22 protein-coding genes are annotated in these 25,654 nt (G+C 64.9%); 3 read left to right on the plus strand and 19 right to left on the minus strand.

Annotated elements, in window-relative coordinates:
- Positions 1–125: 125 nt before the first annotated feature.
- From G7Y82_RS12775 to rpsB, 18 genes are all read right to left on the minus strand, one after another.
- Positions 126–530 (minus strand): ankyrin repeat domain-containing protein, encoded by a 405-nt coding sequence (locus tag G7Y82_RS12775; protein ID WP_168148524.1) that lies wholly within the window; start codon positions 528–530, stop codon positions 126–128.
- A gap of 277 nt (positions 531–807) precedes the next feature.
- Entirely contained in the window at positions 808–4,404 is a 3,597-nt protein-coding gene (gene dnaE, locus G7Y82_RS12780; RefSeq protein WP_168148525.1) for a DNA polymerase III subunit alpha, read from the minus strand.
- Positions 4,401–5,048 (minus strand): ribonuclease HII, encoded by a 648-nt coding sequence (rnhB, locus tag G7Y82_RS12785; RefSeq protein WP_168148526.1) that lies wholly within the window; start codon positions 5,046–5,048, stop codon positions 4,401–4,403. The genes dnaE and rnhB overlap by 4 nt, the downstream gene beginning before the upstream one ends.
- A 452-nt stretch (positions 5,049–5,500) precedes the next feature.
- Complete coding sequence (gene lpxB, locus G7Y82_RS12790; RefSeq protein WP_168148527.1) at positions 5,501–6,649, minus strand: lipid-A-disaccharide synthase; 1,149 nt, start codon at positions 6,647–6,649, stop codon at positions 5,501–5,503.
- Between the two features lie 19 nt (positions 6,650–6,668).
- Entirely contained in the window at positions 6,669–7,214 is a 546-nt protein-coding gene (locus G7Y82_RS12795) for a peroxiredoxin (RefSeq protein WP_168148528.1), read from the minus strand.
- Positions 7,215–7,240: 26 nt separating this feature from the next.
- On the minus strand, positions 7,241–8,026 hold the full coding sequence (gene lpxA, locus G7Y82_RS12800; protein WP_168148529.1) for an acyl-ACP--UDP-N-acetylglucosamine O-acyltransferase: 786 nt from the start codon (positions 8,024–8,026) through the stop codon (positions 7,241–7,243).
- Positions 8,023–8,499: a 3-hydroxyacyl-ACP dehydratase FabZ gene (gene fabZ / locus G7Y82_RS12805; protein WP_168148530.1), complete on the minus strand. Its 477-nt coding sequence runs from the start codon at positions 8,497–8,499 to the stop codon at positions 8,023–8,025. The genes lpxA and fabZ overlap by 4 nt, the downstream gene beginning before the upstream one ends.
- Positions 8,483–9,535, minus strand: coding sequence for a UDP-3-O-(3-hydroxymyristoyl)glucosamine N-acyltransferase (lpxD, locus tag G7Y82_RS12810; protein WP_168148531.1), 1,053 nt, complete (start codon positions 9,533–9,535; stop codon positions 8,483–8,485). Before lpxD ends, fabZ begins: the two co-directional genes overlap by 17 nt.
- A gap of 185 nt (positions 9,536–9,720) precedes the next feature.
- The gene (locus G7Y82_RS12815) at positions 9,721–10,233 is read right to left on the minus strand and encodes an OmpH/Skp family outer membrane protein (RefSeq protein WP_168148532.1); all 513 of its coding nucleotides are present in this window, start codon (positions 10,231–10,233) and stop codon (positions 9,721–9,723) included.
- A gap of 40 nt (positions 10,234–10,273) precedes the next feature.
- Positions 10,274–12,583 carry an outer membrane protein assembly factor BamA gene (gene bamA, locus G7Y82_RS12820; protein ID WP_366515661.1) on the minus strand — a complete coding sequence of 770 codons (2,310 nt, stop codon included), beginning with the start codon at positions 12,581–12,583 and terminating at the stop codon, positions 10,274–10,276.
- A 19-nt stretch (positions 12,584–12,602) separates the two neighbouring features.
- The gene (gene rseP, locus G7Y82_RS12825; RefSeq protein ID WP_168148533.1) at positions 12,603–13,958 is read right to left on the minus strand and encodes an RIP metalloprotease RseP; all 1,356 of its coding nucleotides are present in this window, start codon (positions 13,956–13,958) and stop codon (positions 12,603–12,605) included.
- Positions 13,951–15,138, minus strand: coding sequence for a 1-deoxy-D-xylulose-5-phosphate reductoisomerase (locus tag G7Y82_RS12830; protein ID WP_168148534.1), 1,188 nt, complete (start codon positions 15,136–15,138; stop codon positions 13,951–13,953). The genes rseP and G7Y82_RS12830 overlap by 8 nt, the downstream gene beginning before the upstream one ends.
- Before the next feature lie 16 nt (positions 15,139–15,154).
- Positions 15,155–15,973, minus strand: coding sequence for a phosphatidate cytidylyltransferase (locus G7Y82_RS12835; RefSeq protein WP_168148535.1), 819 nt, complete (start codon positions 15,971–15,973; stop codon positions 15,155–15,157).
- A 7-nt stretch (positions 15,974–15,980) separates the two neighbouring features.
- Positions 15,981–16,712, minus strand: a complete 732-nt coding sequence (gene uppS / locus G7Y82_RS12840) for a polyprenyl diphosphate synthase (RefSeq protein WP_240954279.1) — start codon at positions 16,710–16,712, stop codon at positions 15,981–15,983.
- A gap of 31 nt (positions 16,713–16,743) precedes the next feature.
- A complete protein-coding gene (gene frr, locus G7Y82_RS12845) occupies positions 16,744–17,301 on the minus strand; it encodes a ribosome recycling factor (RefSeq protein WP_168148536.1) in 558 nt (185 codons plus the stop codon).
- 48 nt (positions 17,302–17,349) lie between these two features.
- The gene (gene pyrH / locus G7Y82_RS12850) at positions 17,350–18,075 is read right to left on the minus strand and encodes a UMP kinase (protein ID WP_168148537.1); all 726 of its coding nucleotides are present in this window, start codon (positions 18,073–18,075) and stop codon (positions 17,350–17,352) included.
- Between the two features lie 121 nt (positions 18,076–18,196).
- On the minus strand, positions 18,197–19,243 hold the full coding sequence (gene tsf / locus G7Y82_RS12855) for a translation elongation factor Ts (RefSeq protein ID WP_168148538.1): 1,047 nt from the start codon (positions 19,241–19,243) through the stop codon (positions 18,197–18,199).
- A 142-nt stretch (positions 19,244–19,385) separates the two neighbouring features.
- The gene (gene rpsB / locus G7Y82_RS12860) at positions 19,386–20,201 is read right to left on the minus strand and encodes a 30S ribosomal protein S2 (protein ID WP_168148539.1); all 816 of its coding nucleotides are present in this window, start codon (positions 20,199–20,201) and stop codon (positions 19,386–19,388) included.
- Between the two features lie 209 nt (positions 20,202–20,410).
- Between rpsB and map the strand changes: the two genes are divergently transcribed.
- From map to dapD, 3 genes are all read left to right on the plus strand, one after another.
- Positions 20,411–21,193, plus strand: coding sequence for a type I methionyl aminopeptidase (map, locus tag G7Y82_RS12865; RefSeq protein WP_168148540.1), 783 nt, complete (start codon positions 20,411–20,413; stop codon positions 21,191–21,193).
- Positions 21,193–23,871, plus strand: a complete 2,679-nt coding sequence (gene glnD, locus G7Y82_RS12870; protein WP_168148541.1) for a [protein-PII] uridylyltransferase — start codon at positions 21,193–21,195, stop codon at positions 23,869–23,871. Before map ends, glnD begins: the two co-directional genes overlap by 1 nt.
- A gap of 106 nt (positions 23,872–23,977) precedes the next feature.
- Positions 23,978–24,793 (plus strand): 2,3,4,5-tetrahydropyridine-2,6-dicarboxylate N-succinyltransferase, encoded by an 816-nt coding sequence (dapD, locus tag G7Y82_RS12875; protein ID WP_168148542.1) that lies wholly within the window; start codon positions 23,978–23,980, stop codon positions 24,791–24,793.
- Positions 24,794–25,090: 297 nt separating this feature from the next.
- Here the strand turns inward: dapD and G7Y82_RS12880 are convergent, their stop codons facing one another.
- Positions 25,091–25,588: a DUF2721 domain-containing protein gene (locus G7Y82_RS12880; protein ID WP_168148543.1), complete on the minus strand. Its 498-nt coding sequence runs from the start codon at positions 25,586–25,588 to the stop codon at positions 25,091–25,093.
- Positions 25,589–25,654: the final 66 nt, after the last annotated feature.

Here is a 25,654-nt window from a genome sequence, read left to right on the forward strand (position 1 = left end):
GCAGACCCCGGAAGAGGCCATGGCCCAGGAAATGGCCGATTACGCAAAACGTGTTGCTCTTGATTCTTGAGACCGCTCTGTGTCACCCACATAGGAACTCCCGTTGTTGTGATGCCCAACGCCAATTAGGCGCCGTCAGTACCTTTGCAATCGCTTTTGATCTTGCTTTTCAATTCATCAATTTTTGAGTTCAAATCAGCCATGTGCCGCCGATCCTTAGCAGGATCATATTTGAACTCAGCCCCGATTACAGAAGTATCTGCACCTGAAGAAATCAAGTAATTTGCCAATTCGGTGTAACCAAATTCTAATGCCACATTTAATGGTGTGAAACCGCCCTCACCTTTTTGGTCTATATTGATCCCGCTACCAACCAACAATTTGGCTGCATTAAGATCACCCCAAACACATACACAATGGAGAGCATTATCTCCAAAAGCGTTGGTATCATTAATCGTCGTGAAATTCACCCCACTGAAATCAGGAGCGCTTTTCACACCTTGGAGTAGATCTTTCAGATTTGCGTACATATTTAGCCTAACGCCAATTAGGCGGAAATGAAATTCCGCATAACACTGCGGCACTTCCGCCTAAGTTCCGCGCGGAGTCGGACAAAACACTGATAACGTGCATTTTTCCTAAATCCCCCCGGATTTATGCGGATTCAAAGGCGGGCAGCCGGTAGCGTTCCCTGTGACGGCAGTATGTCCATAACCCGTCGTGACGTGCAGGCGCAAAGTGTGAACTGCGTCACAGATTGAAGCCGTCGCGCGCAGCACCGGCCGGGGCGTGCTTGCCTACCCTGGTTTACTCGTCGTCGAAGCTGCCACCGCTGGCGGCGGCGGTGGCGAAGCGGCGTTGCGGGATGGGGGCGACGTAGCGTTTGTATTGCAGGCGCACGGCTTCGGCGCCGAGCCATTCCTGCAGGGCGAGGACGGTGTCGTCGTCGAGGCGCAGTTTCCAGTCGCTGCCGAATTCGAGTTCGCAGGCAGCACGCTTGCCGCGATAGTGGACGGTGACGGGGGTCTGGCCGCCGCGCAGCAGTTGTACGCGCTTGCGCAGGGCGAGCACGTCAGTGGGGCCGCCGCGCCAGTCGAGCGTGAGCTGAGCGGTGTAGTCGCGCAGCACGTCGTCGAGCGAGATGAATTCCGGCGAGTACATGCGCGGTTCGGCTTCGCGGTTTTCGCGCGCTTGCGACAGGCCGATTTCGGCGATGGCGAAGACGATCTTTTCCGGTTTGACGAAGCTGGCGTAGGCCGACCATTTGTCGGCGTCGATCCAGGTGGACAACTGCGACGAGCGGTCCTCCAGGGTCAGCTTGTAGCTGGCGCCACCGCGGCCGTCGCCCTTGAAGAAACGGATGTCGCGGACCCAGGCGGCGAACATGACCTTGGTTCGCGGCTGCCAGATCGGCTTGCCCTTGGAATCAACGGGCTGCGGCACGGCGTATTGCTGGATCAGCTCGTGCATGCGACCGCTGCAGATTTGCCCGGTGATGTCGCCGTAGGCTTCGATCGGGTGGCCGGACAGGTAGAAGCCGAGCGTGGCGTACTCACGCGCCAGCAGCTCGCGCTGCGTCCAGTCGGTTTCGATGTCGGCTTCGACGGCCGGTTCGTCGTGCTTGCTGCCGCTGTCACCGCCGCCGAGACCGAACAGGTCGTTCTGGCCGGAATCGGCGCTGGCCGCCGCCGCTTCGGCCAACTGTAGCGCCTTGGGCAAGGTCTTCATCAGCGACGGGCGGTTGAGGCCGAAGCCGTCCATCGCGCCGGAGCAGATCAGCGCTTCGAGTACGCGCTTGTTGGCTTTCTTGGTGTCGATGCGTTTGCAGAAATCGAACAAATCCTTGAACGGGCCGTTCTGCTCGCGCTCGACGATGATGCCCTCGATGGCTGCTTCGCCCGCGCCCTTGATCGCACCCATGCCGTAGCGGATGGCGTTCGGCTTGGGCACGGTGAAACGGTACTGGCTGTGGTTGACGTCCGGCGGCAGCATCTCCAAGCCCATGCGCAGGCATTCTTCGCGCATGATGACGATGGCGTCGGTGTGCTGCATTTCACAGGACAGCACGGCGGCCATGAACTCGGCCGGGTAATGCGTCTTCAGCCACGCCGTGTGGTACGACACCAGCGCGTACGCGGCGGCGTGCGATTTGTTGAAGCCGTAGTTGGCGAACTTCTCCATCAGGTCGAAGACCTGGGTCGCGATGTCCGCGTCGATGCCGCGCTGCGTCGAGCCTTCGGTGAAGATCACGCGCTGCTTGGCCATTTCCGCGGCGATCTTCTTGCCCATCGCGCGGCGCAGCAGGTCGGCGCCGCCGAGCGTGTAGCCGGCCAGGCGCTGCGACATCTGCATGACCTGCTCCTGGTACACGAAGATGCCGTAGGTGGGATGCAGCACGCCTTCCATTTCCGGGTGCAGATAGACCACCGGCGCATCGCCGCGCTTGCGCGCGCAGTACTCGGGAATCAGGTCCATCGGGCCGGGGCGGTACAACGAGACGAGCGCGATGATGTCCTCGAAGGTATCCGGCCGCAGATCCTGAGAGGCACGCTGCATGCCCGGAGATTCCATCTGGAACACCGCGGTGGTCTTGCCGCTGGCGTACAGCTCATAGGTCTGCGCGTCGGTGATCGGCAGCTTGAGCATGTCGATCTGTCGGCCGGTGGTCTTGGCGACGTTGTCGACCGCTTCCTGGATCACGGTCAGCGTCTTCAGGCCGAGGAAGTCGAACTTCACGAGGCCGACGGACTCAAGATCCTTCATGTCGAACTGCGTGCGCATGCCGGCGCCGCCAGCTTCGCAGTACATCGGCGCGTAATCGGTCAGCGGCTGCGGCGCGATGACGACGCCGCCGGCATGCACGCCGACGCCGCGCGTGGTGCCTTCCAGCGCCAGGCCCATGTCGATGACGGCGCGCGTGTCTTCCTCGTTGTCGTAGCGCTGCTTGAGTTCGGGCACGGACTCGATGGCATCGGCCAACGTCGCGCCCGGGGTGCCGGGCACGAGCTTGGCGATCGAGTCGGCGAAGCCGTAGCCGTGGCCCATGACGCGCGCCACGTCGCGAATCACGCCGCGCGCGGCCATCGTCGCGTAGGTGATGATCTGGCTGACGCGGTCGCGACCGTATTTGTGCGTGACGTATTCGATCACGCGGTCGCGGTTGTCCATGCAGAAGTCGATGTCGAAGTCCGGCATCGACACGCGTTCCGGGTTGAGGAAGCGCTCGAACAGCAGGTTGTACGGCAGCGGATCAAGGTCGGTGATCTTGATCGCGTAGGCGACGAGGCTGCCGGCGCCCGAACCGCGGCCGGGCCCGACCGGACAGCCGTTGTTCTTGGCCCACTCGATGAAGTCCGACACCACCAGGAAGTAGCCGGCGAAACCCATCTTCTCGATGATGCCGAGCTCGTAGTCGAGCCGCTTCCAGTAATCCTCTTCCGGCGCCGCCAGCTCGATCATCTTGAAGCGCTCGCGCAAGCCTTCGGCGGAGCGCTCGCGCAGCCAGGAGTTGGTGTCGTAGCCGTCCGGCACCGGGAAGTTCGGCAAGTGATACGGCGGCGCGAACTTCAGCGTCAGCGTGCAACGGCGCGCAATCTCGACGGAGTTGGCCAGCGCCTCGGGAATGTCGGCGAACAGCTCGGCCATTTCCTCCGGCGACTTGAGGTATTGCTCGTCGGTGTAGTCGCGCGGCCGCTTGGCGTCGGACAGCACCCGGCCCTGCGCGATGCAGACGCGCGCCTCGTGGGTTTCGAAATCCTCGCGCGCCAGAAAGCGCACGTCGTTGGTGGCGACCAGCGGAATCTGCTCGTGGCGCGACAAGGCGGCCGCGGCGTCGACCCATTCGTCGTCGCCCGGACGTTCACAGCGCGAGATTTCCAGATACAGACGGCCGTCGAACCAGCGGCGCAGTTCGGTCAGCGCGTCGCGCGCGGCCGTCACGTTCTCCGACTGCGCGGCACGGAATACGGCGCCGTCGCGGCCCGTGAGCGCGATCAGGCCGCCCGACCACTCGGTCAGCCAGTCACGCGACACCAGCGGCTGACCGCGCGCCTGGCCCTGCGTGTAGGCGGCCGAGATCAGCTTGGCCAGGTTGCGATAGCCGCTGTCATCCTGCACCAGCAGCGTCAAACGCTCCGGCGCGTCGCCCGGCTCGCGCGCGTCGAGCCAGACGTCGGCGCCGATGATCGGCTTGACGCCCGCACCTTCCGCGGACTTGTAGAACTTCACCATCGCGAACAGGTTGTTGCGATCGGTGATCGCCACCGCCGGCATCTTCAGCTCGACGCTGCGCGACACCAGCGTGGCGCCGACGCCGCCGCCCTTGCGCTTGGGCGGCTCGACGCGCACCACACCGTCGGTCAGCGAAAACTCGGTATGCAGCCGCAGGTGAACGAAGTCGCTCATGCGCGCGCTCCGTTCGCCATCTGCGGCGCGGGCCGATTCGCCGCGGCGAGCAGATCGTGCTGCCGACATGGTGCGAAGCTCATGCGGTGCAGCGCGCAAACGCCGTGCTGCTTGAGCGCCGCCAGATGGTCGGGCGTGCCGTAGCCCTTGTGCTTGGCGAAACCGTAGCCCGGATAGTCGGCATCGAGGCGCGTCATCTCGCGATCGCGCGCCACCTTGGCGAGGATGGACGCGGCCATGATCGGCGCGTGGATCGCGTCACCGTCGACCACCGCCTCGGCGCTGTACGACCAGACCGGCAGGCGGTTGCCGTCGACCAGGCAATGCCGCGGCGCCGGGTCCAGTGCCTCGACCGCGCGGCGCATCGCCAGCATCGACGCATGCAGGATGTTGAGGCGGTCGATCTCGTCGATCTCGGCACGCGCGATGGCGAATGCGACGGCGCGCTGCTGGATCTCGTCGAACAGCGACTCGCGCGCGCTGGCTTTCAGTTTCTTCGAATCGTCGAGACCGCGGATGCCGTGCTGGGCGTCGAGAATGACGGCCGCCGCATAGACCGGCCCGGCAAGGCACCCACGGCCCGCCTCATCAATTCCGGCGACAAGCGGGGTACGGTAGGAAGCGATCGAGACACGGCGCGGCATGTGATCATTCTAGGCACTGGCGCGCGCGGCGCCAGACTTGACGAAACAGCCGGATGGAGGACGGCTTTCGGGTGACGACCGCCGAGAGCGGAGCCGCGCCTCGATATACCGCCTGCGGCGGCGCTCGGCGTGAACGGGTTGCGCGAACTGGGTGGCGTGTATCGATCACCTCATGTGGGCGCGGCGCGAACCGCGACGCGGGGGCACGCCCGGCAACGGTGTCGCGACTTGCGCCGCTTCGGCAGGGGACGGCCTGAAGCCGGACAGGCTGCGACTGTCCGCGCGTCGATGCGCCGCCTGTGGCGGCGCTCGGCATGACGGTCTCCGCGATTTCGGCGACGCACATCGATCGCCGTTTGCAGAAGCGGCGCCCCGAGGCGGCTGGCGGTTCCCCTGAACCGTTCATGCCGAGTGCCGCGCGCAGCGCGGTGTATCGAGGCACGCGCCGACGTCTACGCGCCCAGCAGCGCCGCAATCGCCTCCGCACCCTGTCGCGCGGCATCGCAGCGCAGGCGATCACGGACGCGGTCGAACTGTTCGATCTGCCGGATGCGCGCGGGGCCACCGGCCAGCAACGCGTCGACGGCGTCGGACAGCGCTTCGGGCGTGGCCTGCTTCTGCAGGATTTCCGGCACCACCGGCTCATCGGCGAGCAGGTTCGGCAGGCTGACGTACTTCGTCTTCAGCAAGCCGGCCGACAGCAGCAGCCACGCGGTGATCGGCGAACCGCGGTAGGAGACGACCATCGGCCGACCCAGCAGCATGCATTCGAGTGTCGCCGTCCCGGACGCGATCAGCACCGCGTCGGCGGCGCGCATGACGTCACGCGAGCGGCCGTCGACCAGCGTCCAGTCCAGGCCAGGGGCGTGCGTGGCGATCGCCGCTTCCATGCCGGCACGCAGCGAGGCCTTGGCAATCGGCGTGACGAAGCGCAGCCCCGGCCGACGCGCGGCCAGCAAGGCGGCGGCGCGTGCGAACGGCTCGGCCAGATATTTGAGCTCGGAGCCGCGGCTGCCCGGCAGTACGGCAACCGTCAGGCCGTCGGCCGGCAGCCCCAGCGCCGCGCGGCCCATCGCCGGCGTCGTCTCCGCGTCGAGCTGATCGGCGAGCGGATGACCGATGTAGACCGCCTTGCCGTGCACACCGTGCTGCTCGTAGAACGCCGGCTCGAACGGAAACAGGCAGAGAATGCGGTCGACCGCCTTGTCGATGGTCTGGGTGCGGCCGGCGCGCCACGCCCAAACCGTCGGGCTGACGACGTGCACGGTGCGGATGCCCTGCCCACGCAAGCGCCGCTCAAGACCGAGGTTGAAGTCCGGCGCGTCGAGACCGATGACGACATCGGGCCGGTCGGCGGAGAAGCGCCGCAGCAGCTCGCGACGCAGGCGCAGGACGCGCGGCAACGCCGGCAGCACTTCGGCCAGCCCCATCACCGACAGCGTGTCGATCGACGCGATCGACGTGCAGCCGGCCGCTTCCATTTGCGGGCCGGTGACGCCGTAGAACTGCGCGTTCGGTAGACGCGCGCGCAGTGCCTCGACGAGCGCGCCGCCAAGCAGGTCGCCGGAGATTTCACCGGCGACCAGGGCGATTTTCAGCATAGCGGTCCGGGTGCGCGGATCAGGACTTGGCACCCTGCTCCTGCTTCCACTTCTTGATCGCTTCGAGCGTGTTGCTGACGTGGTTGCTCGGGTCCATGGCGCTGTATTCGTAGATGATCTTGCCGTTGGGCGCGATCACGTACGAGATGCGGCTGGCGTAATTGACCAGCGGCAGCTTGGCGTCATAGCTGTTCATGATCTTCTGGTCGGGGTCCGATGCGACCGGAAACTTGCCGCCGCACTCGCTCTCCGAGAACTTGTGCAGGGTATCGATATTGTCGGCCGACACGCCGATCACCGACGCGCCCAGCGCCTTGTACTCGTCCATCGCCTTGGCGAACTGATGGGCTTCGATCGTGCAGCCCTTGGTGAAGGCCTTGGGATAGAAATAGACCACCACCGGGCCCTGCTTCAGTGCTGCCGCCAGCGAGAACGCGTAGTCCTTGCCGGCCAGTGCTGCCGGTGCCGAAAAGTCAGGCGCCGTGGCGCCGACCTTCAGCGCCGCCCACGCCGGAATCGCCACCGCCAGCGCCAGAACCGCGGCCACACTCTTGATCATGCGCATCGTCTGTCTCCGAGAATCTGAAAACCCTAGCGCTGCAGTGCGCGCTTCGAGCCGTTGATGAACTCCAGCATGTACGCGACATGCGGCGAACCGGATGCCATCGTCGCCAGCTCCTGCTTGACCGTGTCCATGGTCTTGCCGGACAGGAACACCAGCTTGTAGGCATCCTTGACGGCGCTGACGTCCTCGGCGGTGAAGCCGCGGCGACGCAGGCCCTCGGCGTTGATGCCACGCGCCTCGGCCGGATGGCCCTGGACCATGATGAACGGCGCGACGTCACGGGTGATGACGCTGCCGCCGCCGGTGAACACGTAGTTGCCGATCTGGCAGTACTGGTGGATCAGCGTGTAGCCGCCGCAGCCGACGAAGTCGCCCATCAGCACGTGTCCGGCCAGCGAGGTGTTGTTGGCGAGGATGTTGTGGCTGCCGACGATGCAGTCGTGGCCGACGTGCACGCTGGCCATGATCCAGTTGCGGTCGCCGACCTTGGTCAGCCCCGCCTGTTCCTTCATCGTGCCGCGCTGGATCGTCACGTATTCGCGAATCGTGTTGCCGTCGCCGATCTCGACACGCGTCGGATCGTCGAGCTTGGCCGACATGTCTTGCGAAATCTCGCCGAGCGACGCGAACTGGAAGATCTTGTTGTCGCGGCCGATCGTCATCGGCCCGCGCAGCACCACGTGCGGGCCGATCCAGGTGCCGGCACCGACCGTGACGCCGGGGCCGATGATGCTGTACGGACCGACTTCGACGGTCTCGTGCAGCTCGGCGCCCGGATCGACGATCGCCGTCGGATGGATCCGCGATGTCACTGCGCGCCCTCGTCGGTTTCGTAGGTCGCCTTGCGCAGCACGCAGATCAGGTCCGCTTCGCTGGCCAGCTCACCATCGACCGTGGCGCGCGTCTTGAACTTCCAGATATCGCGCTTGTGCTTTTCCAGCTCGACGTCGAACTTGAGCTGATCGCCGGGCACCACCGGGCGCTTGAAGCGGCAGTTGTCGATGCCGGCGAAGTACAGCACCAGACCGTCCTTGGCACGCAGGCCGGACTTGTGAATCGCCAGCAGGCCGCAGGTCTGGGCCAGCGCTTCGATCTGCAGCACGCCGGGCATGGTCGGCAGGCCGGGAAAATGCCCCGGGAAGAACGGCTCGTTGATCGTCACGTTCTTGATCGCCGTCAGCGTCATCTTTTCCTCGTCGATCGCGATCACGCGGTCGACCAGCAGGAACGGATAGCGGTGCGGCAGGAGTTTGAGGATTTCGCCGATATCAAACGTTTTTGTCATCTTCTTGTGTTCCGACGGGAATGCGGGTGTGCCGTTCCAGTGCCTGCAGCCGTGCCTCCATGCGGCCCAGGCGCCGGACGCGCGCCACGGTCTTGCGCCATTCGCGCGCATCATCGAGCGGCAGGCCGGAGCCGTAAACACCGCGCGTCGTGATCGAGCCCGTCACCATCGCGCGTCCCAGCACGATGACATCGTCGGCGATCTCGATGTGGCCGTTGATGCCGACCGCGCCGCCAATCATACAGCGGCGGCCGATACGCGTACTGCCGGCAATGCCGGTGCACGCGGCAATCGCCGTGTGCTCGCCGATCCGGCAGTTGTGGGCAATCTGGATCAGGTTGTCGAGACGCACACCGTTCTCGATCACGGTGTCGTCGATCGCGCCGCGATCGATGCAGGTGTTGGCGCCAATTTCGACATCGTCACCGACCACCAGCGAACCGAGCTGCGGCACTTCTTCCCAACCCTGCGGCCCGCGGGCATTGCCGAAGCCGCGCGAGCCGAGCACGGCGCCGGCCTGGACCTGGCAGCGCGCTCCGAGGGTTACGCGTGGACCGACCCAGACGCGCGCGACCAGGCGCGTCCCGGCGCCAATCACCGCGTCGCGCGACACCGTGCAGCCGGCGCCGATATACGCCCCCTCGCCGATCTGGGCGCCCGCCTCGACGACCGCGGTGGCGCCGACAAAACTGCCGGTACCGAGCGTCGCCGTGGCGTCGACCACCGCCGACGGGTGCACGCCGGCCTCGAAGTCGCGGTCCGGATCGAACAGCGCGGCAATCCGCGCATACGCCAGATACGGATCGGCCGCGATCAGGCCGGCGCCCTTCAGCGCCGGCGCGTCGCGCGGCGAGACGATGACGATCGACGCGGCGGTGCTCGCCAGCTCGTCACGAAACTTCGGATTCGAAAGAAAGCCGAGGTGACCCGGCTTGCCGGGCTTGAGACCGCAAACGCCATGCACGGCGGTGGCGGGATCGCCGCTGGACTGCAAGCCGAAGCGCTGTGCCAGCTCGTCGAGGGTATACGTAGACATCGAAACATCCGGACAGGACAGGCTCAAGCTTAGAACCTATCCGCAAAGAGGGCACGCCCGCCGCACATTCACAGCCGGGGCGCGATCTTCGTGGCCGCCCAACGACAACGGCCTGCGCGAGGCAGGCCGTTGCGAACATCTCAAGGAGCGGCCGCCAGCGATCGGGTCGCCGGCGTACGACCCGCTTACTTCTTGGCGGAGCCCGCCTTCAGGCGCTTCAGCACTTCGTCGGTGACGTCGTACTGCGGCTTGGCGTAGACCGGGTTCTCGAGAATCATGTCGAGGCCCTGATCCTTGGCAACCGCGTCGATCACGTCCTTGATCGACTGCATGGTCTTGCTGAACTGCTCCTGGCGCGACTTGTTGAAGTCGCTCTGCAGCTGCTGACCCTTGGACTGCAGGTCGATGCGGCGCGTGGTCAGGTCCTTCTCGCGCTTGGCGCGGTCGTCGGCCGACAGCATGTCGGCTTCCTTCTGATAGGCAGCGATGTCGTCCTGCAGCTTCTTGCCTTCGGCTTCGAGGTCGTTCTGGCGGCGCTCGAACTGGGCCTTCAGCTGGTCCTGCATCGCCTTGAACTGCGGCGCCTGCTCGGCCAGGTCCGCGGAGCGGATCACGCCGATCTTCAGTTCGGCAGCCATGGCGGGCATGGCGACGATGGCAAGGAGGACGCCGGTGGCGGCAATGAACTTACGAATCATGGTGGGTTATCTCTCGTGACTGGCTTACAACAGTAAAAATTTAGAAACCGGTGCCGAAGCTGATCTGGAAGCGATCCTGGTTGTCACCCGGCTTCGGATTGAGGGGAACCGCGTAGCTGAGGTCCAGCAGGCCCAGGAACGGCGTGAACCAGGAGAACGCCACGCCCGCCGACTGACGCAGCTCGCTGACGTTGAAGTCGCTCGGCTTGGCGAACACATTACCAATATCCCAGAACGCTTCCAGGCGCGTCGACTTGCCGTCGCTCGGCACCGGCAACGGAATGATCAGGTTGGTCTGTGCCGTGGTCCGCAGGCGGCCGCCGTACGGGTTGTTGAAGTACGACGTCGGATGGTCACGCGGGCCGAGGTAGCCGTCCTTGTAGCCGCGCACCGTTTGCGGGCCGCCGGCGAAGTAGTTCTCCCACGGCGGCGTGTCCTTGCCGCCGTAGCCGTCGACGTAGCCGACCGTGCCGTTGATCTCGGCGGTGAACTTCCAGATCAGCGGCACGTACTGCTGCGCGCGATAGGCAATGTTGTAGTACTCGAGATCGCCGCCCGGCAGCGCGACGTCGGCGGTCAGCGAGTGCAACGCACCCCGCGTGGCGAAGAACGTGCGGTTACGCGAGTCGTAGCTGATACCGGTGCGCAGCTGGTAGCTGAAGAACTGCGTGCCGTTGTTGATGACGTACGCGAGGATTTCATCCGAGCTGCTGTTCGGGAACGTGTCGACCGCAGTGTCCTCGAAGCCGAGACCGGCGCGCAGGGCGACGTATTCGGACAGCGGGATACCGTAGGTCAGGCTCGCGCCCAGCGTGTTGGTATTGAAGCCCGACGAGTAGCGGATGACGCCGTCGGACTTGCGGTAGTACATCGAGATCGTCTGCGCAACACCGTCTTCGGTGAAGTACGGGTTGGTCCACGACAGGCTGATCGCGTGCGAGTAGACGTTGTTCTGCGCCGACAGATCGATGCGATTGCCGGTGCCGAGGAAGTTGGTGTGCGTCACCTGACCGGTGATCAAAAAGCCCGACGAACCGGCATAGCCGACGCCGAACTGCACCGAACCCGGCGCACGTTCCTTGATCTTGTAGTCGACGTCGACGAGGTCGTCGGAGCCCGGCACCGGATTGGTGTTGACCTCCGCCGACTCAACGAACGGCAGACGCGACAGACGCACACGCGAACGCTCGATCGCCGACTTCGAATACGGCGCCGCTTCGAGCTGGCGCATTTCACGACGCAGGGTCTCGTCGTTGGTGCCGGCATTGCCGGTGAACGTGATGTGGCGGATGTAGGCGCGCTTGCCTGGGTCGACGACGTACTTGAGCGTGACTTCCTTCTTGTCCTCGTCGACGTCCGGCACCGGCGAAACCTTGGCGAAGGCATAGCCGATGTCCGACAGCGCCGCTTCGATGCGGTCCGACGTGTCGGTGGCTTCCTTGCGCGAGAAGGTGTCGCCGGCCTTGGTCGACGTCAGCGCCTTGAGGAAGCGTTCGTTGAGGATGGTGTTGCCCGAATACTCGGTGCCCTTGACCTTGTAGACGTCGCCTTCGGTGACGTTGATCGTGATGTAGATCGATTTCTTGTCCGGCGTCAGTGCGACCTGCACCGAGTCGACGCTGAACTTCAGGTAGCCGCGGTCCTGGTAGTAGGACTGCAGCTTTTCCAGATCGCCCGACAGCGACTGCTTGGAATAGCGGTCCGACTTCTGGAACGGCATCCAGTTCGTCGACTTCAGATCGAACTGCTTGAGCAGTTCTTCGGTCGGGAATACATGGTTGCCGATGATGTTGATGTCGGTGATCTTGGTGACCTTGCCTTCCGTCACCTTGATGTTGATCGACACGCGGTTGTTCGGCTCTTCGGTGACCTTGGAGTCGATACCGACGTCGTAGTAACCGTTGGCGTAGTACTGGCGGCGCAGTTCCTGTTCGACCTGGTCGAGCAAGTCGCGGCGGAACAGTTCACCGTCGGCCAGGCCCAGATCCTTCAGCGACTTCTTCAGCTCGTCGCCACCGATCTTGTCATTGCCCTCGATCTTGAACTTGGTGATCGCCGGGCGCTCCTTGAGCTTGACGATCAGCGCATTGCCGTCGCGCTCCAACTGCACGTCCTGGAACAGGCCCGACCCGTACAGCGAGCGGATCGCCTGCTGCGAGGTCGCCGTGTTCAGCGTGTCGCCGCTGGAGATCGGCAGATAAGTCAGCACCGTACCGATTTCGAGGCGCTGCAGGCCCTCGGCACGGATTTCGGAAATCTTGAAAGGCTCGAACGCATGCGCCCGTGCCGTCAGCGCCAACGCGGCCAGTGCCGTAGCAATGGCCGTCTTGGAAGTCTTGAGTCTTTTCACCGGCTCTATTTCTTTAAGATCAGTTCAGCAGGCGTACGATATCGTTGTAAAACGCGAGTCCCATCAGCAGCGCGAGCAACGTGATACCAACCCGCTGCCCCGCTTCTTGCGCACGCTCGGAAAGGGGCGAACCTTTCAGAGCTTCCACGCCGTAGTAAAGCAGGTGCCCCCCGTCCAGCACAGGCACCGGCAGCAGATTGAGCACGCCGAGACTGACACTGACCACTGCCATGAAGCTCAAGAACGCGACCACGCCGATCTGTGCCGAGTAACCGGCGACTTCCGCGATCTGTAACGGCCCGCTCACATTCTTGACCGACACTTCGCCGGTCACCATGCGACCCAGCATACGCAAGGTCAGCGACGACATCCGCCAGGTTTCCTTGACAGCACGTGGGATCGCCGCGAGTGGACCGGACCTGCTGACGGCGCGCAAATCCTGCCACAAGTCCCCCGGGTTCGCCACGCTGGCACCGAAGCGACCCATGGTTTTTCCGCTGTCATCGACCTGTCCGATGATCACCGTACGCTCCAGCTCTGATCCGTCGCGACGCAGGCGGACCTTGGCAACATCGCCCGGATGCGCACGGACCCACAGCGCCCATTGCTGCCACGAATCAATGGGCGTGCCGTTGTACGACAGCAGCACGTCGCCGGGCTTGAAGCCGGCGGATTGCGCGGGCTGGCCGTCAAGAATCTGGTCGAGCTTGGCCGGAATGCGCGGCTCGAACGGCTGCAGGCCGAGATCGTCGAACAGATATTCGGGATCGATGCGAACGTGATCCATCGGCAGGCTGACGGTGCGCAAGCCGCCGTCCGGCGACTTCACGGTCAGCGACATCGAACCCCTGTCGAGCGCATGCTCGATCAGCTCGGTGCGCAGGTCCACCCAGGTCGGCACCGCTTCGCCGCCGACCGACAGCACCTCGTCACCGGATTTCAGATGCGCCTCGGCGGCCACCGAGCCAGCGGCTGGCGCGGCAATGACAGGCTTGAGGCCGGTAATGCCGACCACGAACACCAGCCAGTAGATGGCGACGGCCAGTGCGAAGTTGAAGATCGGACCGGCCGCGACGATCGCCATGCGTTTTGCAACCGACGCCTGCGTAAAGGCGTACGGCAACTCCGCCGGCGGCACGATGCCTTCGCGCTCGTCGAGCATTTTGACGTAGCCGCCCAGCGGCACCATCGCGACGACCCACTCGACCCCGTCTTTGGCGCGGTAGGTCCAGATCGGCTTGCCGAAGCCGATCGAGAAGCGCAACACCTTGACGCCGCAGCGCCGCGCTACCCAGTAGTGGCCGAACTCGTGAAACGACACGAGCACGCCGATCGTGACGATGAACCCGCCCAGCGACCACACGAAATCAAGCACCGACCGCCTCCTGCGCCCGGGCCCGCGCCCAGGCGTCGACCGCCAGAACCGAATCCAGATTGTCTGCCGCGCCCGCCGTTCGCTGCGCTGACGCCGCGAGCGTTGTCTCAATCACTTGTGCAATCCCCGGATATGAAAGCCGACCCGCCAGAAACGCTTCGACAGCGACTTCATTGGCTGCGTTCAATACGTTTGGCAGATCACCGCCACCACGCAAGGCCTGGCGCGCCAGACCGAGGCATGGAAAACGGCCCAAGTCTGCGGTTTCAAAGCGAAAACGTCCAATGGACGCGAGGTCCAGACCGTCCACGCCCGACTCCCAGCGTTCCGGCCAGGCCAGGGCGTGGGCAATGGGCACGCGCATGTCCGGCTGGCCGAGTTGAGCCAGCATCGAGCCATCGACGTATTCGACCAGCGAGTGGATCGCGCTTTCCGGGTGAATCACGACGTCGAGCTGGGCATCCGGCAGGTCGTAGAGCACCGAGGCTTCGATCAGCTCCAGGCCCTTGTTCATCATCGTCGCCGAATCGACCGAGATCTTCGCCCCCATCACCCAGTTCGGATGCTTGACCGCCTGCTGCGGCGTGACGCCGGCCAGCTGATCGAGTGGCGTTTCACGGAACGGACCGCCGGACGCGGTCAGCACCAGACGCTTGACGTACTGCGGCGCCTGACCGCAGCGGCTGGCCGGCGGCAGGCACTGAAAGATGGCGTTGTGCTCGGAATCGATGGGGATCAGCGTCGCCGCCGACGCCTCGGCCGCCTGCATCAGCAGATGGCCGGCCATCACCAACGGTTCCTTGTTGGCGATCAGCACGCGTTTGCCAGCGCGCACCGCGGCCAGCGTCGGCAGCAGGCCGACCGCGCCGACGATCGCCGACATCACCTGATCGGCGTCCGGGTGCGCCGCCAGCTCGGCGATCACCCGGGCACCTTCGAGCACCTCGACGCCGCTGCCGGCCAGGCGCTCGCGCAGCAACCGAGCGGCGGTCGCATCGGCCATCGCCGCATAACGCGGGCGAAATTCCAGGCACAGCTCGGCCAGGCCGTCGACATCACGGTGCGCGGTCAGCGCCAGCGCCTGCAGGCGCTGCGGATGGCGGCGCACGATATCGAGGGTGTTGCGACCGATCGTGCCGGTCGCGCCGAGCACCGTGAGCCGCTGTACGGGAGCCTGCATCAGAGCCGGGACACCGCTAGACGAGGCCGCAAAGCCGCAGCCCGAGCAGCATGGTCGGCGCCGCGGCGACGATGCTGTCGACACGGTCGAGGATGCCACCGTGACCCGGCAGGATGTGGCCGCTGTCCTTGAGGCCGACGGCACGCTTGAGCATGGATTCGGTCAGGTCGCCGATGATCGAGGCCACGGCGACGATCAGCGACAGCACCACCATCAGCGCGATCGCGCCGGGGCTGTGCAGGCCGAACGCAAAGCTGCCGGCCACCCCGCCCCACAGCGCGCACAGCACCAGACCGCCGATCGCCCCCTCGACGGTCTTGCCCGGCGAGATGTTCGGCGCCAGCTTGTGCTTGCCGAAGCGGCGCCCGGCGAAATACGCGCCGGTATCGGCGGCGAACACCAGGAAAAACACGAACAACAGCTTGATCGGTCCGTTCGGCAGCGCATGCAGCGCGGCGATCGACAACAGCGTGCTGGCGATCATCAGCTGCCCGGCGACGACCATCAGCGGCGTCGACACCGCGCCATTGGCCGGGAATCCACGGAAGCGCAGCGGCACGATCAGCCAGATCAGCACGACGGGAATCAGCGCCGTGGTCAGCCCCGGTCCGTTGATCGGGCTGAACCAGACCAGCGCCAGCACCGCGGCGGTCAGCAGCAGATACCCGGCGCGTTGCAGCGGCGCGGTCAGGCGCATGAACGCCGTCCATTCCCAGGCCATCACCAGGCCGACCGCGCTCAGGGCCAGATACAACCACGGCGTCGGCGCGAACCAGACCAGTGCCAGCAGCAGCGGCAGCAGGACCAGCGCGGTGAGGACTCTCTGCATCAGCATGGGCGGATCATCCTGCGTCAGGCGCCGGGGCCGGGACATTGCCGTAGCGACGCTCGCGCCCGGCATACCAGGCCAGCGCATCGCGCAGCAGCTGGATATCCGCGTCCGGCCACAGCAAGTCGGTGAAGTACAGCTCGGTGTACGCAAGCTGCCAGAGCATGAAATTGCTGATGCGGTACTCGCCGCCGGTGCGGATCAGCAGGTCGGGATGCGGCCACTCGTGGGTGACCAACTCACGCTCGATCGCCTCGGCATTCAGGGCCTCGCCGCGCGCCGCCAGTTTCTGTGCAGCCTGTGCGATGTCCCACTGGCCGCCATACCCAACCGCGACGACCAAGGTCAGCGTGGTGTTGGCATCGGTCAGCCGTTGTGCCTCGTCGATGCGGGCACGCAGCGCATCGGACAGGCCGTCGTGCTCGCCGATCACGCGCAGGCGCACGCCGTTCTTGTGCAGATCCGGCAGCTCGCGCTCCAGCGTCGACATCAGCAGTTCCATCAACAGCCGCACTTCCAGCGGCGGCCGCTTCCAGTTCTCCTGCGAGAACGCGAACAGCGTCAGCACTTCGATGCCCAGATCGCGTGACGCCTTGACGATGCGCCGCACCGCCTTGACGCCTTCGATATGGCCGGCCGGCCGCAGCTTGCCGCGCGACTGCGCCCAGCGGCCGTTGCCATCCATGATGATGGCGACGTGTCGAGGTAGCGGCGATTGGCCCATGGTCGGCGGATTACGGCTCATGGCATGGCGCCACGCAAGGCGTGCGCCCGCCTCACATCGACATCAGTTCTTTTTCCTTGGTCGTCGCCATCTCGTCGACCTTGGCGACGAACTGGTCGGTCAGCTTCTGAATGTCGGTCTCGCCGCGCTTTTCATCGTCGGTCGAGATGTCCTTGTTCTTGACCAGCTCCTTGATCGCCTGATTGGCATCGCGGCGCACGTTGCGGATCGCCACCTTGGCCCCTTCGGCCTCGCTCTTGACGACCTTGGCCAGCTCCTTGCGGCGCTGCTCGGTGAGCGGCGGCACATTGATGCGGATGGTCTGGCCGGCGGTGTTCGGCGTCAGGCCCAGATCGGAAGTCATGATCGCCTTCTCGATGGTCGCGATCATGCTCTTGTCCCAGGCCTGGATCTGGATCGTGCGGGCATCCTCGACGGTGACCTGCGCGGCCTGCGACAGCGGCACTTCCGAGCCGTAGTAATCGACCCGAACATGGTCCAGCAGCGCCGCGTTGGCGCGACCGGTGCGCAGCTTCATCAGCTCGTTCTTCAACGCATCGACGCACTTCTGCATGCGTTTGCTCGTGTCGTTCTTGATCTCGTTCAGCATCTGCGGACTCCGGTACAGCTTTATCTCAAATTGGGGGTGCGGCGGCGCTCAGCGATTGACACGTGTGCCGATCGCCGTGTCGCCGGTGACGATCTTCAGCAGCGCGCCGGGCACCGTCATGTCATAGACGCACATCTTCATGCCGTGATCGCGGCACAGCACCATCGCGGTCTGGTCCATGACGCCGAGCCGCTTGGCCAGCGCCTCGTCGTAGGTGACTTCCTCGTAGCGCTTGGCGGTGGGATCCTTCTTCGGATCAGCGGTGTAGATGCCGTCGACCTTGGTCGCCTTCAGCATCAGGTCGGCCTCGACCTCGACGGCGCGCAGCGCCGCGGCCGAATCGGTGGTGAAGAACGGGTTGCCGGTACCGGCGGCGAACACCAGCACGCGGCCCTTTTCCAGGTGGCGCATGGCCTTGCGGCGGATGAAGTCCTCGCAGACTTCGTTGATGCGGATCGCCGACTGCACGCGCGCCTGCATGCCACCGACGCGTTCGATCGCGTCCTGCAGCGCCAGCGCGTTGATGACGGTCGCCAGCATGCCCATCTGATCGCCGGTGACACGGTCCATGCCGGCACGGGCCAGCCCCTCGCCGCGGAAGATGTTGCCGCCGCCGACCACCAGCGCGACCTGCACGCCGATATCGACGACCGCCTTGATCTCCTGCGCCAGAAACGCCGTGACTTCCGGCGAGATACCGAAATCCTGATCACCCATCAGGGCCTCGCCAGACAGCTTGAGGAGGATTCTCTGGTAGGCGGCGGGAGCAGTCATGGTCTTGTTTTGGTTGACGTCAGGGCGGCGCAACGTTGCGCGTCCGAATGGTACTTAAAAAGAAGCCCCGTTTCCGGGGCTTCTTCACATTCAAACGCTTGGCGTCGATCTTACGCGATTTTCAGCTCTTGATACCGGCCTGCGCCATGACTTCAGCCGCGAAGTCGGTTTCCTGCTTCTCGATGCCCTCGCCGACCGCGAAGCGCACGAAACGCGCAACCTTGGCGTTCTTGGACTTGAGCAGCTTTTCGACCGTCTCGTCCGGGCTCTTGACGAACGGCTGGCCGAGCAGCGTGACTTCGTTGACGAACTTGGCCGCACGGCCGTCGATCATCTTGGTGATGATCTCCGCCGGCTTCGGCTTGAAGCCGCCGCCGAGGCGCTTCTTGATCATCGCGTAGTCGTCGTCCCAGCCCTTCTTCTCTTCGTCCGACAGGCCTTCGTAGGTGCCGTTCTGCTTCTCGGCGTCCATTTCCTGGATGGCGGCAGCGAACTTCTCGGCTTCAGCCTTGGCGTCGGCCTGCTCCTGGGCAACGGTCGCCTCGATGATGCGGCGCTCGGTGGCCAGCACGTCAGCCGAAATTTCGCTGGCGTCGAGGAAGCGCGGGTTCATCGCGGCAATGTGCATGGCCAGGTCACGCGCCAGCTCGACGTCGCCCGACTCCATCGCGACGATCACGCCGATCTTGTCACCCGGGTGCAGGTAGCTGACCAGCGGGCCGCCGGCCGACTCGACGATCGCAAAGCGACGGATCGTCATGTTCTCGCCGAGCTTGGCGATCAGGCCGCGGCGGTGATCGTCGAGCGTGCGCTCGCCGGCCTGCAGGCGCACCAGCGCCTCGGTGTCGCCCGGCTTTTCGGCATGCGCCGCCTGGGCGGCCATGAGGGCCAGCGTGCGGAACTCGTCACCCTTGGCGACGAAGTCGGTCTCGCTGTTCAGTTCGACGATGGCGATGGCGCTGTCGTTGCCGGCAACGGCCAGCACGCCTTCGGCCGCGGTACGGCTGGCCTTCTTGTCGGCCTTGGCGGCGCCGTCCATGCGCAGCTTCTCGGCAGCCTTGTCGAGATCGCCGCCGGTGGCTTCGAGCGCCTTCTTGCAATCGCCCATGCCGGCGCCGGTGCGTTCGCGCAGTTCCTTGACGAGGGCGGCAGTAATCGGAGTGCTCATGGGAATTCCTGAATGCTTGATCTGATGGGGCCGTGGCGGCCCGCGAATAACGGGGTCCTGCCGACGAGCAGAAGTCGTCGAGGCAGGTTACGGAAGCAAGACGACGGCGGCGTGACCGCCGTCGTCTTGACGTTTCCGGTGCTTACTCGCCGCGGCGGCCAGCGCCGCGACCGGCGCGGTCACCGCCCGGCTTGCGCGGCGGGCGCGGCTTGCGCGGCGCTTCGCGCTCTTCGGCGGCGGCCACCGATTCCTCGGTGACGCGGAACGGCACCGGGTTGGCGCCACGCGCTTCGATGATGGCGTCGGCCACGCACTGGGCGTAGACCTTGATCGCACGGGTCGCGTCGTCGTTGCCCGGGATGACGCAGTCGATCATGCTCGGGTCATTGTTCGAGTCGACCACGGCAACGACCGGGATGCCCAGCTTGCGCGCTTCGAGCACGGCGTTCTTTTCGTAGCCGGTGTCGATGACGAACAGGCAGTCCGGCAGGCTCGGCATTTCCTTGATGCCGCCCAGCGACTTGCGCAGCTTCTCGATCTCGCGCGTGAAGGTCAGCTGTTCCTTCTTGTTGAGGCGCGCGATCGAACCATCTTCGACCTGCTTCTCCATCTCGACGAGGCGCTTGATCGACGTCTTGACGGTCTTGAAGTTGGTCAGCGTGCCGCCCAGCCAGCGCTGGTTGACATACGGCATGCCGCAGCGCTTGGCCTCTTCCTCGACGGTCTCACGCGCGGCGCGCTTGGTGCCGACGAACAGGATGCGGCCACCGTTGGCGGCCAGCTTGCCGGCGAAGGAGCAGGCGTCCTTCAGCAGCGGCAGCGTCTGCTCGAGGTTGATGATATGAATGCGGTTGCGGCTACCGAAAATGAACTGGTCCATTTTCGGGTTCCAGTAGCGCGTGCGGTGACCGAAATGGGCACCCGCCTCGAGCAGCTGGCGCATGGTAATGTCAGACATGGTGACTCCTACAGGTTATGGCAAATCGCGCCGGAGTCCGACCCGATACGGGTGGGCACCTGGAAGTGGCGCGAGTGGATTTCCGCAGGCGAGGACGAAAAAGACGCTGTCCGATTGCCTTTGGAGGGCGCGCTTTATACCATAGCGCCCCTTTGAAAACAACGAGTTTTGCTGCACTGCGAGCAGCGAAACCCGAGCACCAGGCACGCATGGCCGTTTCGATCAAAACCCCAGAAGAGCAGCAAAAGATGCGCGAGGCCGGCGAAGCCGCCGCGTCGGTCCTGATGATGCTCGAGCCGTATGTAAAGCCGGGCGTCACCACCGACGAGCTGAACCGCATCTGCCACGAATACATCGTCGGCACGCTGGACTGCATCCCGGCGCCGCTGCACTACGGCGGCGGCGGCGGCCGGCCGCCCTTCCCGAAGTCGATCTGCACCTCGGTCAACCACGTGGTCTGCCACGGCATTCCCGGTCCCAAGGTCCTGAAGAAGGGCGATGTACTCAATGTCGACGTCACCGTCATCAAGGACGGCTGGCACGGCGACACCAACCGCATGTATTACGTCGGCGAGCCGAGCATCCTCGCCCGCCGGCTGTCCGAAACCGCGCACGAGTCAATGATCGAGGGCATCCAGCAGGTCCGCCCGGGCGCTCGCCTCGGCGACATCGGCGCCGCCATCCAGAAGTACGCGGAGGCGCGCGGCTTCTCGGTGGTTCGCGAATACTGCGGTCACGGCATCGGCCGCGGCTTCCACGAAGACCCGCAGGTCCTGCATTACGGCCGGGCTGGCACGGGTCTTGAACTCGTGGAGGGCATGACGTTCACGATCGAGCCGATGATCAATGGTGGCCGCGCCGATGTGAAGCTGCTGCCGGACCAGTGGACGGTGGTCACCAAGGATCATTCGCTCTCGGCCCAATGGGAGCACACGGTGCTGGTGACGAAAGACGGTTATGAGGTGCTGACACTGCGCGACGGTCAGATCTGATGGGCGCCGAAATCGATCTGGCCGACGAACAAGCCGCCGGCATCTTCAGTGCCGCGCGCATCCGCTCGCGCCTGACGCAGGGCGGCCATTCGATCGCCGCGTTCCGCGACACCCTGGCCTGGGGTCGCGAGCGCCTGCACAGTCTGTTCTACGAGGGCCTGCCGGCCGACTCGCTGGTCCATGCCCGTTCCCACCTCGTCGACGAGGTGCTGCGCGCGTCCTGGCACAAGTTCCTGCCGGACGCCGCGTCCGGCATCGCGCTGGTCGCGGTTGGCGGTTACGGCCGCGCCGAACTGCTGCCGCATTCCGACATCGACATCCTGCTGCTGCACCAGGACGGCGCACTGGAGGAATACCGCAGCGCGCTGGAGCAGATGACCGCCTTCGGCTGGGACATCGGCCTGGAAGTCGGCCAGAGCGTGCGCACCGTCGCCGAATGCGTCGCCGAGGCGGAAAAGGACATCACCGTCATCACCAACCTGCTCGAAGCGCGCCTGCTGACCGGCGACGCGGCCCTGTTCGAGCAGATGCAGGCGGCGCTGACGCCGGACAAGCTGTGGCCGGTCAAGGACTTCTTCGAAGCGAAGAAGGCCGAGCAGCAGGCCCGCCACCGCAAGTACGACGACACCGGCTACAAGCTGGAGCCGAACGTCAAGGAATCGCCGGGCGGCCTGCGCGACATCCACACCATCGGCTGGGTGACGAAGCGCTACTTCGGTGCGCAGACCCTCGGCGAGCTGCGTGAGCGCGGCTTTCTGACCCAGCAGGAATGCAACGAGCTGTTCGCCGGCCAGGATTTCCTGTGGCGCGTGCGCTTCGCGCTGCACATGCTGACCGGTCGCCACGAAGACCGCCTGCTGTTCGATCACCAGATCCGCGTCGCCGAGCTGTTCGGCTACGAGGACGACGACAAGAACCGCGCGGTCGAGCAGTTCATGCAGCTGTACTACCGCACGATCAAGTCGCTGTCGTGCCTCAACGACATGCTGTTGCAGCTGTTCGAGGAAGCCATCATCCACCCGCTGCCGGGTGGCGAACCGATCGCGCTGAACCCGCGCTTCCAGGTCCGCAGCGGCTATCTCGAAGCACGTACCGACGACATCTTCCAGCGCTATCCGTGGGCGCTGATCGAGGTCTTCCTGCTGCTGCAGCAACACCCGAAGATCGAGGGCATCCGCGCGCAGACGCTGCGCCTGATCCTGCGCGACGGCCGCCTGATCAACGACCAGGTGCGGCAGTCCGTGCAGGCGCGTTCGCTGTTCATCGAGATGTTCCGCGAAGGCCGCGGCCTGACGCGCAACCTGCGGCGCATGAACCGCTACAACGTACTCGGCCATTACCTGCCGGCGTTCGGCCGCATCGTCGGCCTGATGCAGTACGACCTGTTCCACACACTGACGGTCGACGAGCACATCCTGTACGTGGTGCGCAATGCGCGGCGCATGGCGATGCAGCGCTTCCGCCAGGAACTGCCGTTCTGCAGCCAGGTCATGGACCGTCTCGCCAAGCCGGAGCTGCTGTATCTGGCGGCGTTCTGGCACGACATGGCCAAGGGCCAGGGCGGCGATCATTCCGCACTCGGCGCCGACGAGGCCGAGCGCTTCTGCCTCGACCACGGCCTGTCGCACAGCGATGCGGCGCTGGTGCGCTGGCTGGTCCAGAACCATCTGCTGATGTCGCTGACCGCGCAGAAGCAGGATCTGGGCGACCCCAACGTGATCGCCGAGTTCGCGCGCCTGGTCGCCACGCGCCAGCGCCTCGACTATCTGTATCTGCTGACCTGTGCCGATATCCGTGGCACCAATCCGGCACTGTGGAACGCCTGGCGCGACTCGCTGCTCAAGGAGCTGTACAACCTGTCGGTGCGCACCTTCGAGCGCGGCATCGACAATCCCCTGCACGCCGAGGAGCGCAGCGCGGAAATCCGCACCAAGGCGCTGGCGCTGCTCGAATCGCAGGGCATCGGTCGCGAGCGCGCCGAAACCGAGTGGAAGCGCTTCGACGATGATTACTTCGTACGGCAGACGCCGGAGGAACTGACCTGGCACCTGCCGGCCATTCTCTCGGCGCAGGAGCAGGATCTGCCGCTGGTACTGGTCGCCTCGATCGGCGGTCGCGGCACCAGCGTGTTCATCTACACGCGCGACCGCGATCACCTGTTCGGCCTGTCGACCGGCGTGCTCGCGCGTCTGGGCCTGAACATTCTCGACGCCCGCCTGCATACGACCGACGACGGTTTCGTGCTCGATTCCTACGTGGTCATGGAAGGCGACAACACGCCGATCACGCAGCCGATCCGCTTCGACGAAATTCGCGATGCATTACGCAAGGTGCTGTCCGATCCTGAAGTCTCGACGATCGACGTCAACCGACGCGTGCCGCAGCGCCTCAAGCATTTCAACACGCCGACCAACGTCCACTTCAGCCAGGACGATACGCGTGGCCGCACCATTCTCGAACTGGTGACTGCCGACCAACCGGGCCTGTTGTCGATCATCGGTCGCGTGTTCCAGAAACGCGGCATCCTGCTCAATGCGGCCAAGATCGGCACGATCGGCGAGCGCGCCGAAGACGTGTTCTACGTCACCGACCGCATGCACCGGCCGATCGTCGACGAGCATGCGCTCGACGATCTGCGCGAGGTGCTGATCCGCACGCTGGACCGCGATCCGGCGTAACCCCCAACGATGGTCGCGGCTCGCGCCGCTCCTACGAGCAAGCATGTAGGAGCGGCGCAAGCCGCGACCGCTCTTTCGACAATCCCGCACAACAAGAGTCCACGACATGACCACGCTCCAACAGCAGATCGAATCCGCCTGGGAAACGCGCGCACAGTTCGACAAGAACGACGCCGGCGCGCGCAGCGCGATCGAAAGCGCGATCTCCCTGCTCGACCGCGGCGAAGCCCGCGTCGCCGAACCGACCGCCAACGGCTGGCAGGTCAACGAATGGCTGAAGAAGGCCGTGCTGCTGTACTTCCGCCTGCATGACAACGCGCCGATCGAAATGGGCGGCCTGCTCGGCTACGACAAGGTGCCGCTGAAGTTCGCCAACTGGAGCGCCAAGGAATTCGTCGAACAGGGCGCGCGCGTCGTGCCGCCGGCGGCGGTGCGCAAGGGCTCGTTCATCGCGCCGAACGCGATCCTGATGCCGTCGTACGTCAACATCGGCGCCTACGTCGGCAGCGGCACCATGGTCGACACCTGGGCCACCGTCGGCTCCTGCGCGCAGATCGGCGCCAACTGCCATCTGTCGGGTGGCGTCGGCATCGGCGGCGTGCTCGAACCGCTGCAGGCAACGCCGACCATCATCGAGGACGACTGCTTCATCGGCGCGCGCTCGGAAATCGTCGAGGGCGTGATCATCGAAAAGGGCGCGGTGATCTCGATGGGCGTGTTCATCGGCCAGTCCACGCCGATCTACGATCGCGACGCCGACACCGTCAGCTACGGCCGCGTGCCGGCCGGCGCGGTCGTCGTCGCCGGCAGCCTGCCCAAGGCCGGCGGCAAGTACAGCCTCAACTGCGCCGTGATCGTCAAGCGCGTCGACGAGAACACGCGCAAGAAGGTCGGCATCAACGCCCTGCTGCGCGATCTGTAATCGCGCACGGCGGCAACGCGCAAAAAGCTTTAGAACCGCAGATTGCACAGATTCGAAGAAACAACCGAACGACGGTTTCTTCTGATGCAATCGGTGCGAAACCACGGTCTGCGCCTGGCAGAGAAGGTCGCGGCTGGCACCGCTCCTACAACGTTCGACCTGTAGGAGTGGCGCAAGCCGCGACCCGCCGGAAGGCGCCGTGTCAGATGACGCCACCACAACGCCCGACGAGCGAGCGCGACGCGGGATTCCTTCTGCGAAATCTGCGGTTAAGTGCCGTTCGCTGTTCGCCGCCGCTCAGCCCTTGCCCGCCTCGCCGCGATGCGAGACCGGCGCGCCGGGCCGTACGCGATCGGGCTCCAGCTCGCCGATGCGTAGATGCTGGGTCGCCAGCTGGATCTCGCGCAGAAAACACATCAGGCCGCAGATCAACGACGTGATCGACGCGACGAACAGTACGCCGATTGGAATCGACAGATTCCAGCGCGCGAACGTGCCGACGAACAACACGACGATGACGCTGGCGATCAGCAAGGCGCAGCCGATGCAAAAGCCGATCGCGTAGCTGGTCAGATTGGCCCGCCGCGCCTGGTTGCGCAGCGCGATGCGCAAGCCCGGCAGGCGCTCGTCTGGCGCCGTGACGTACTGCCCTTCAAGACGGCGCGCGTGATCGATGATGCGGCCGAGCCGGCTGGTCAGCACGCCGAGCATCGCGCTGACGCCGCCAAGCAGGAACACCGGCGCAACCGCGACCTGGATGGTGTGGGCGATTTCGGCGACCTGGGTATCGGGCATGTCGGCCCCTGGCGGGAGAATGGGTGGCCATTATCGGTCAGAAGCCCCAGGCGCTAGAATTCGCGT

Origin of the sequence: Solimonas marina (assembly GCF_012241385.1) — a bacterium.
GTDB lineage: Bacteria > Pseudomonadota > Gammaproteobacteria > Nevskiales > Nevskiaceae > Solimonas > Solimonas marina.

Coding starts and splice junctions, on each gene's coding strand:
- G7Y82_RS12775 (WP_168148524.1), bottom strand. CDS start 530: ATGTACGCAAATCTGAAAGATCTACTCCAAGGTGTGAAAAGCGCTCCT.
- dnaE (WP_168148525.1), bottom strand. CDS start 4,404: ATGAGCGACTTCGTTCACCTGCGGCTGCATACCGAGTTTTCGCTGACC.
- rnhB (WP_168148526.1), bottom strand. CDS start 5,048: ATGCCGCGCCGTGTCTCGATCGCTTCCTACCGTACCCCGCTTGTCGCC.
- lpxB (WP_168148527.1), bottom strand. CDS start 6,649: ATGCTGAAAATCGCCCTGGTCGCCGGTGAAATCTCCGGCGACCTGCTT.
- G7Y82_RS12795 (WP_168148528.1), bottom strand. CDS start 7,214: ATGCGCATGATCAAGAGTGTGGCCGCGGTTCTGGCGCTGGCGGTGGCG.
- fabZ (WP_168148530.1), bottom strand. CDS start 8,499: ATGACAAAAACGTTTGATATCGGCGAAATCCTCAAACTCCTGCCGCAC.
- lpxD (WP_168148531.1), bottom strand. CDS start 9,535: ATGTCTACGTATACCCTCGACGAGCTGGCACAGCGCTTCGGCTTGCAG.
- G7Y82_RS12815 (WP_168148532.1), bottom strand. CDS start 10,233: ATGATTCGTAAGTTCATTGCCGCCACCGGCGTCCTCCTTGCCATCGTC.
- G7Y82_RS12830 (WP_168148534.1), bottom strand. CDS start 15,138: ATGCAGGCTCCCGTACAGCGGCTCACGGTGCTCGGCGCGACCGGCACG.
- G7Y82_RS12835 (WP_168148535.1), bottom strand. CDS start 15,973: ATGCTGATGCAGAGAGTCCTCACCGCGCTGGTCCTGCTGCCGCTGCTG.
- uppS (WP_240954279.1), bottom strand. CDS start 16,712: ATGAGCCGTAATCCGCCGACCATGGGCCAATCGCCGCTACCTCGACAC.
- frr (WP_168148536.1), bottom strand. CDS start 17,301: ATGCTGAACGAGATCAAGAACGACACGAGCAAACGCATGCAGAAGTGC.
- pyrH (WP_168148537.1), bottom strand. CDS start 18,075: ATGACTGCTCCCGCCGCCTACCAGAGAATCCTCCTCAAGCTGTCTGGC.
- tsf (WP_168148538.1), bottom strand. CDS start 19,243: ATGAGCACTCCGATTACTGCCGCCCTCGTCAAGGAACTGCGCGAACGC.
- rpsB (WP_168148539.1), bottom strand. CDS start 20,201: ATGTCTGACATTACCATGCGCCAGCTGCTCGAGGCGGGTGCCCATTTC.
- map (WP_168148540.1), top strand. CDS start 20,411: ATGGCCGTTTCGATCAAAACCCCAGAAGAGCAGCAAAAGATGCGCGAG.
- glnD (WP_168148541.1), top strand. CDS start 21,193: ATGGGCGCCGAAATCGATCTGGCCGACGAACAAGCCGCCGGCATCTTC.
- dapD (WP_168148542.1), top strand. CDS start 23,978: ATGACCACGCTCCAACAGCAGATCGAATCCGCCTGGGAAACGCGCGCA.
- G7Y82_RS12880 (WP_168148543.1), bottom strand. CDS start 25,588: ATGCCCGATACCCAGGTCGCCGAAATCGCCCACACCATCCAGGTCGCG.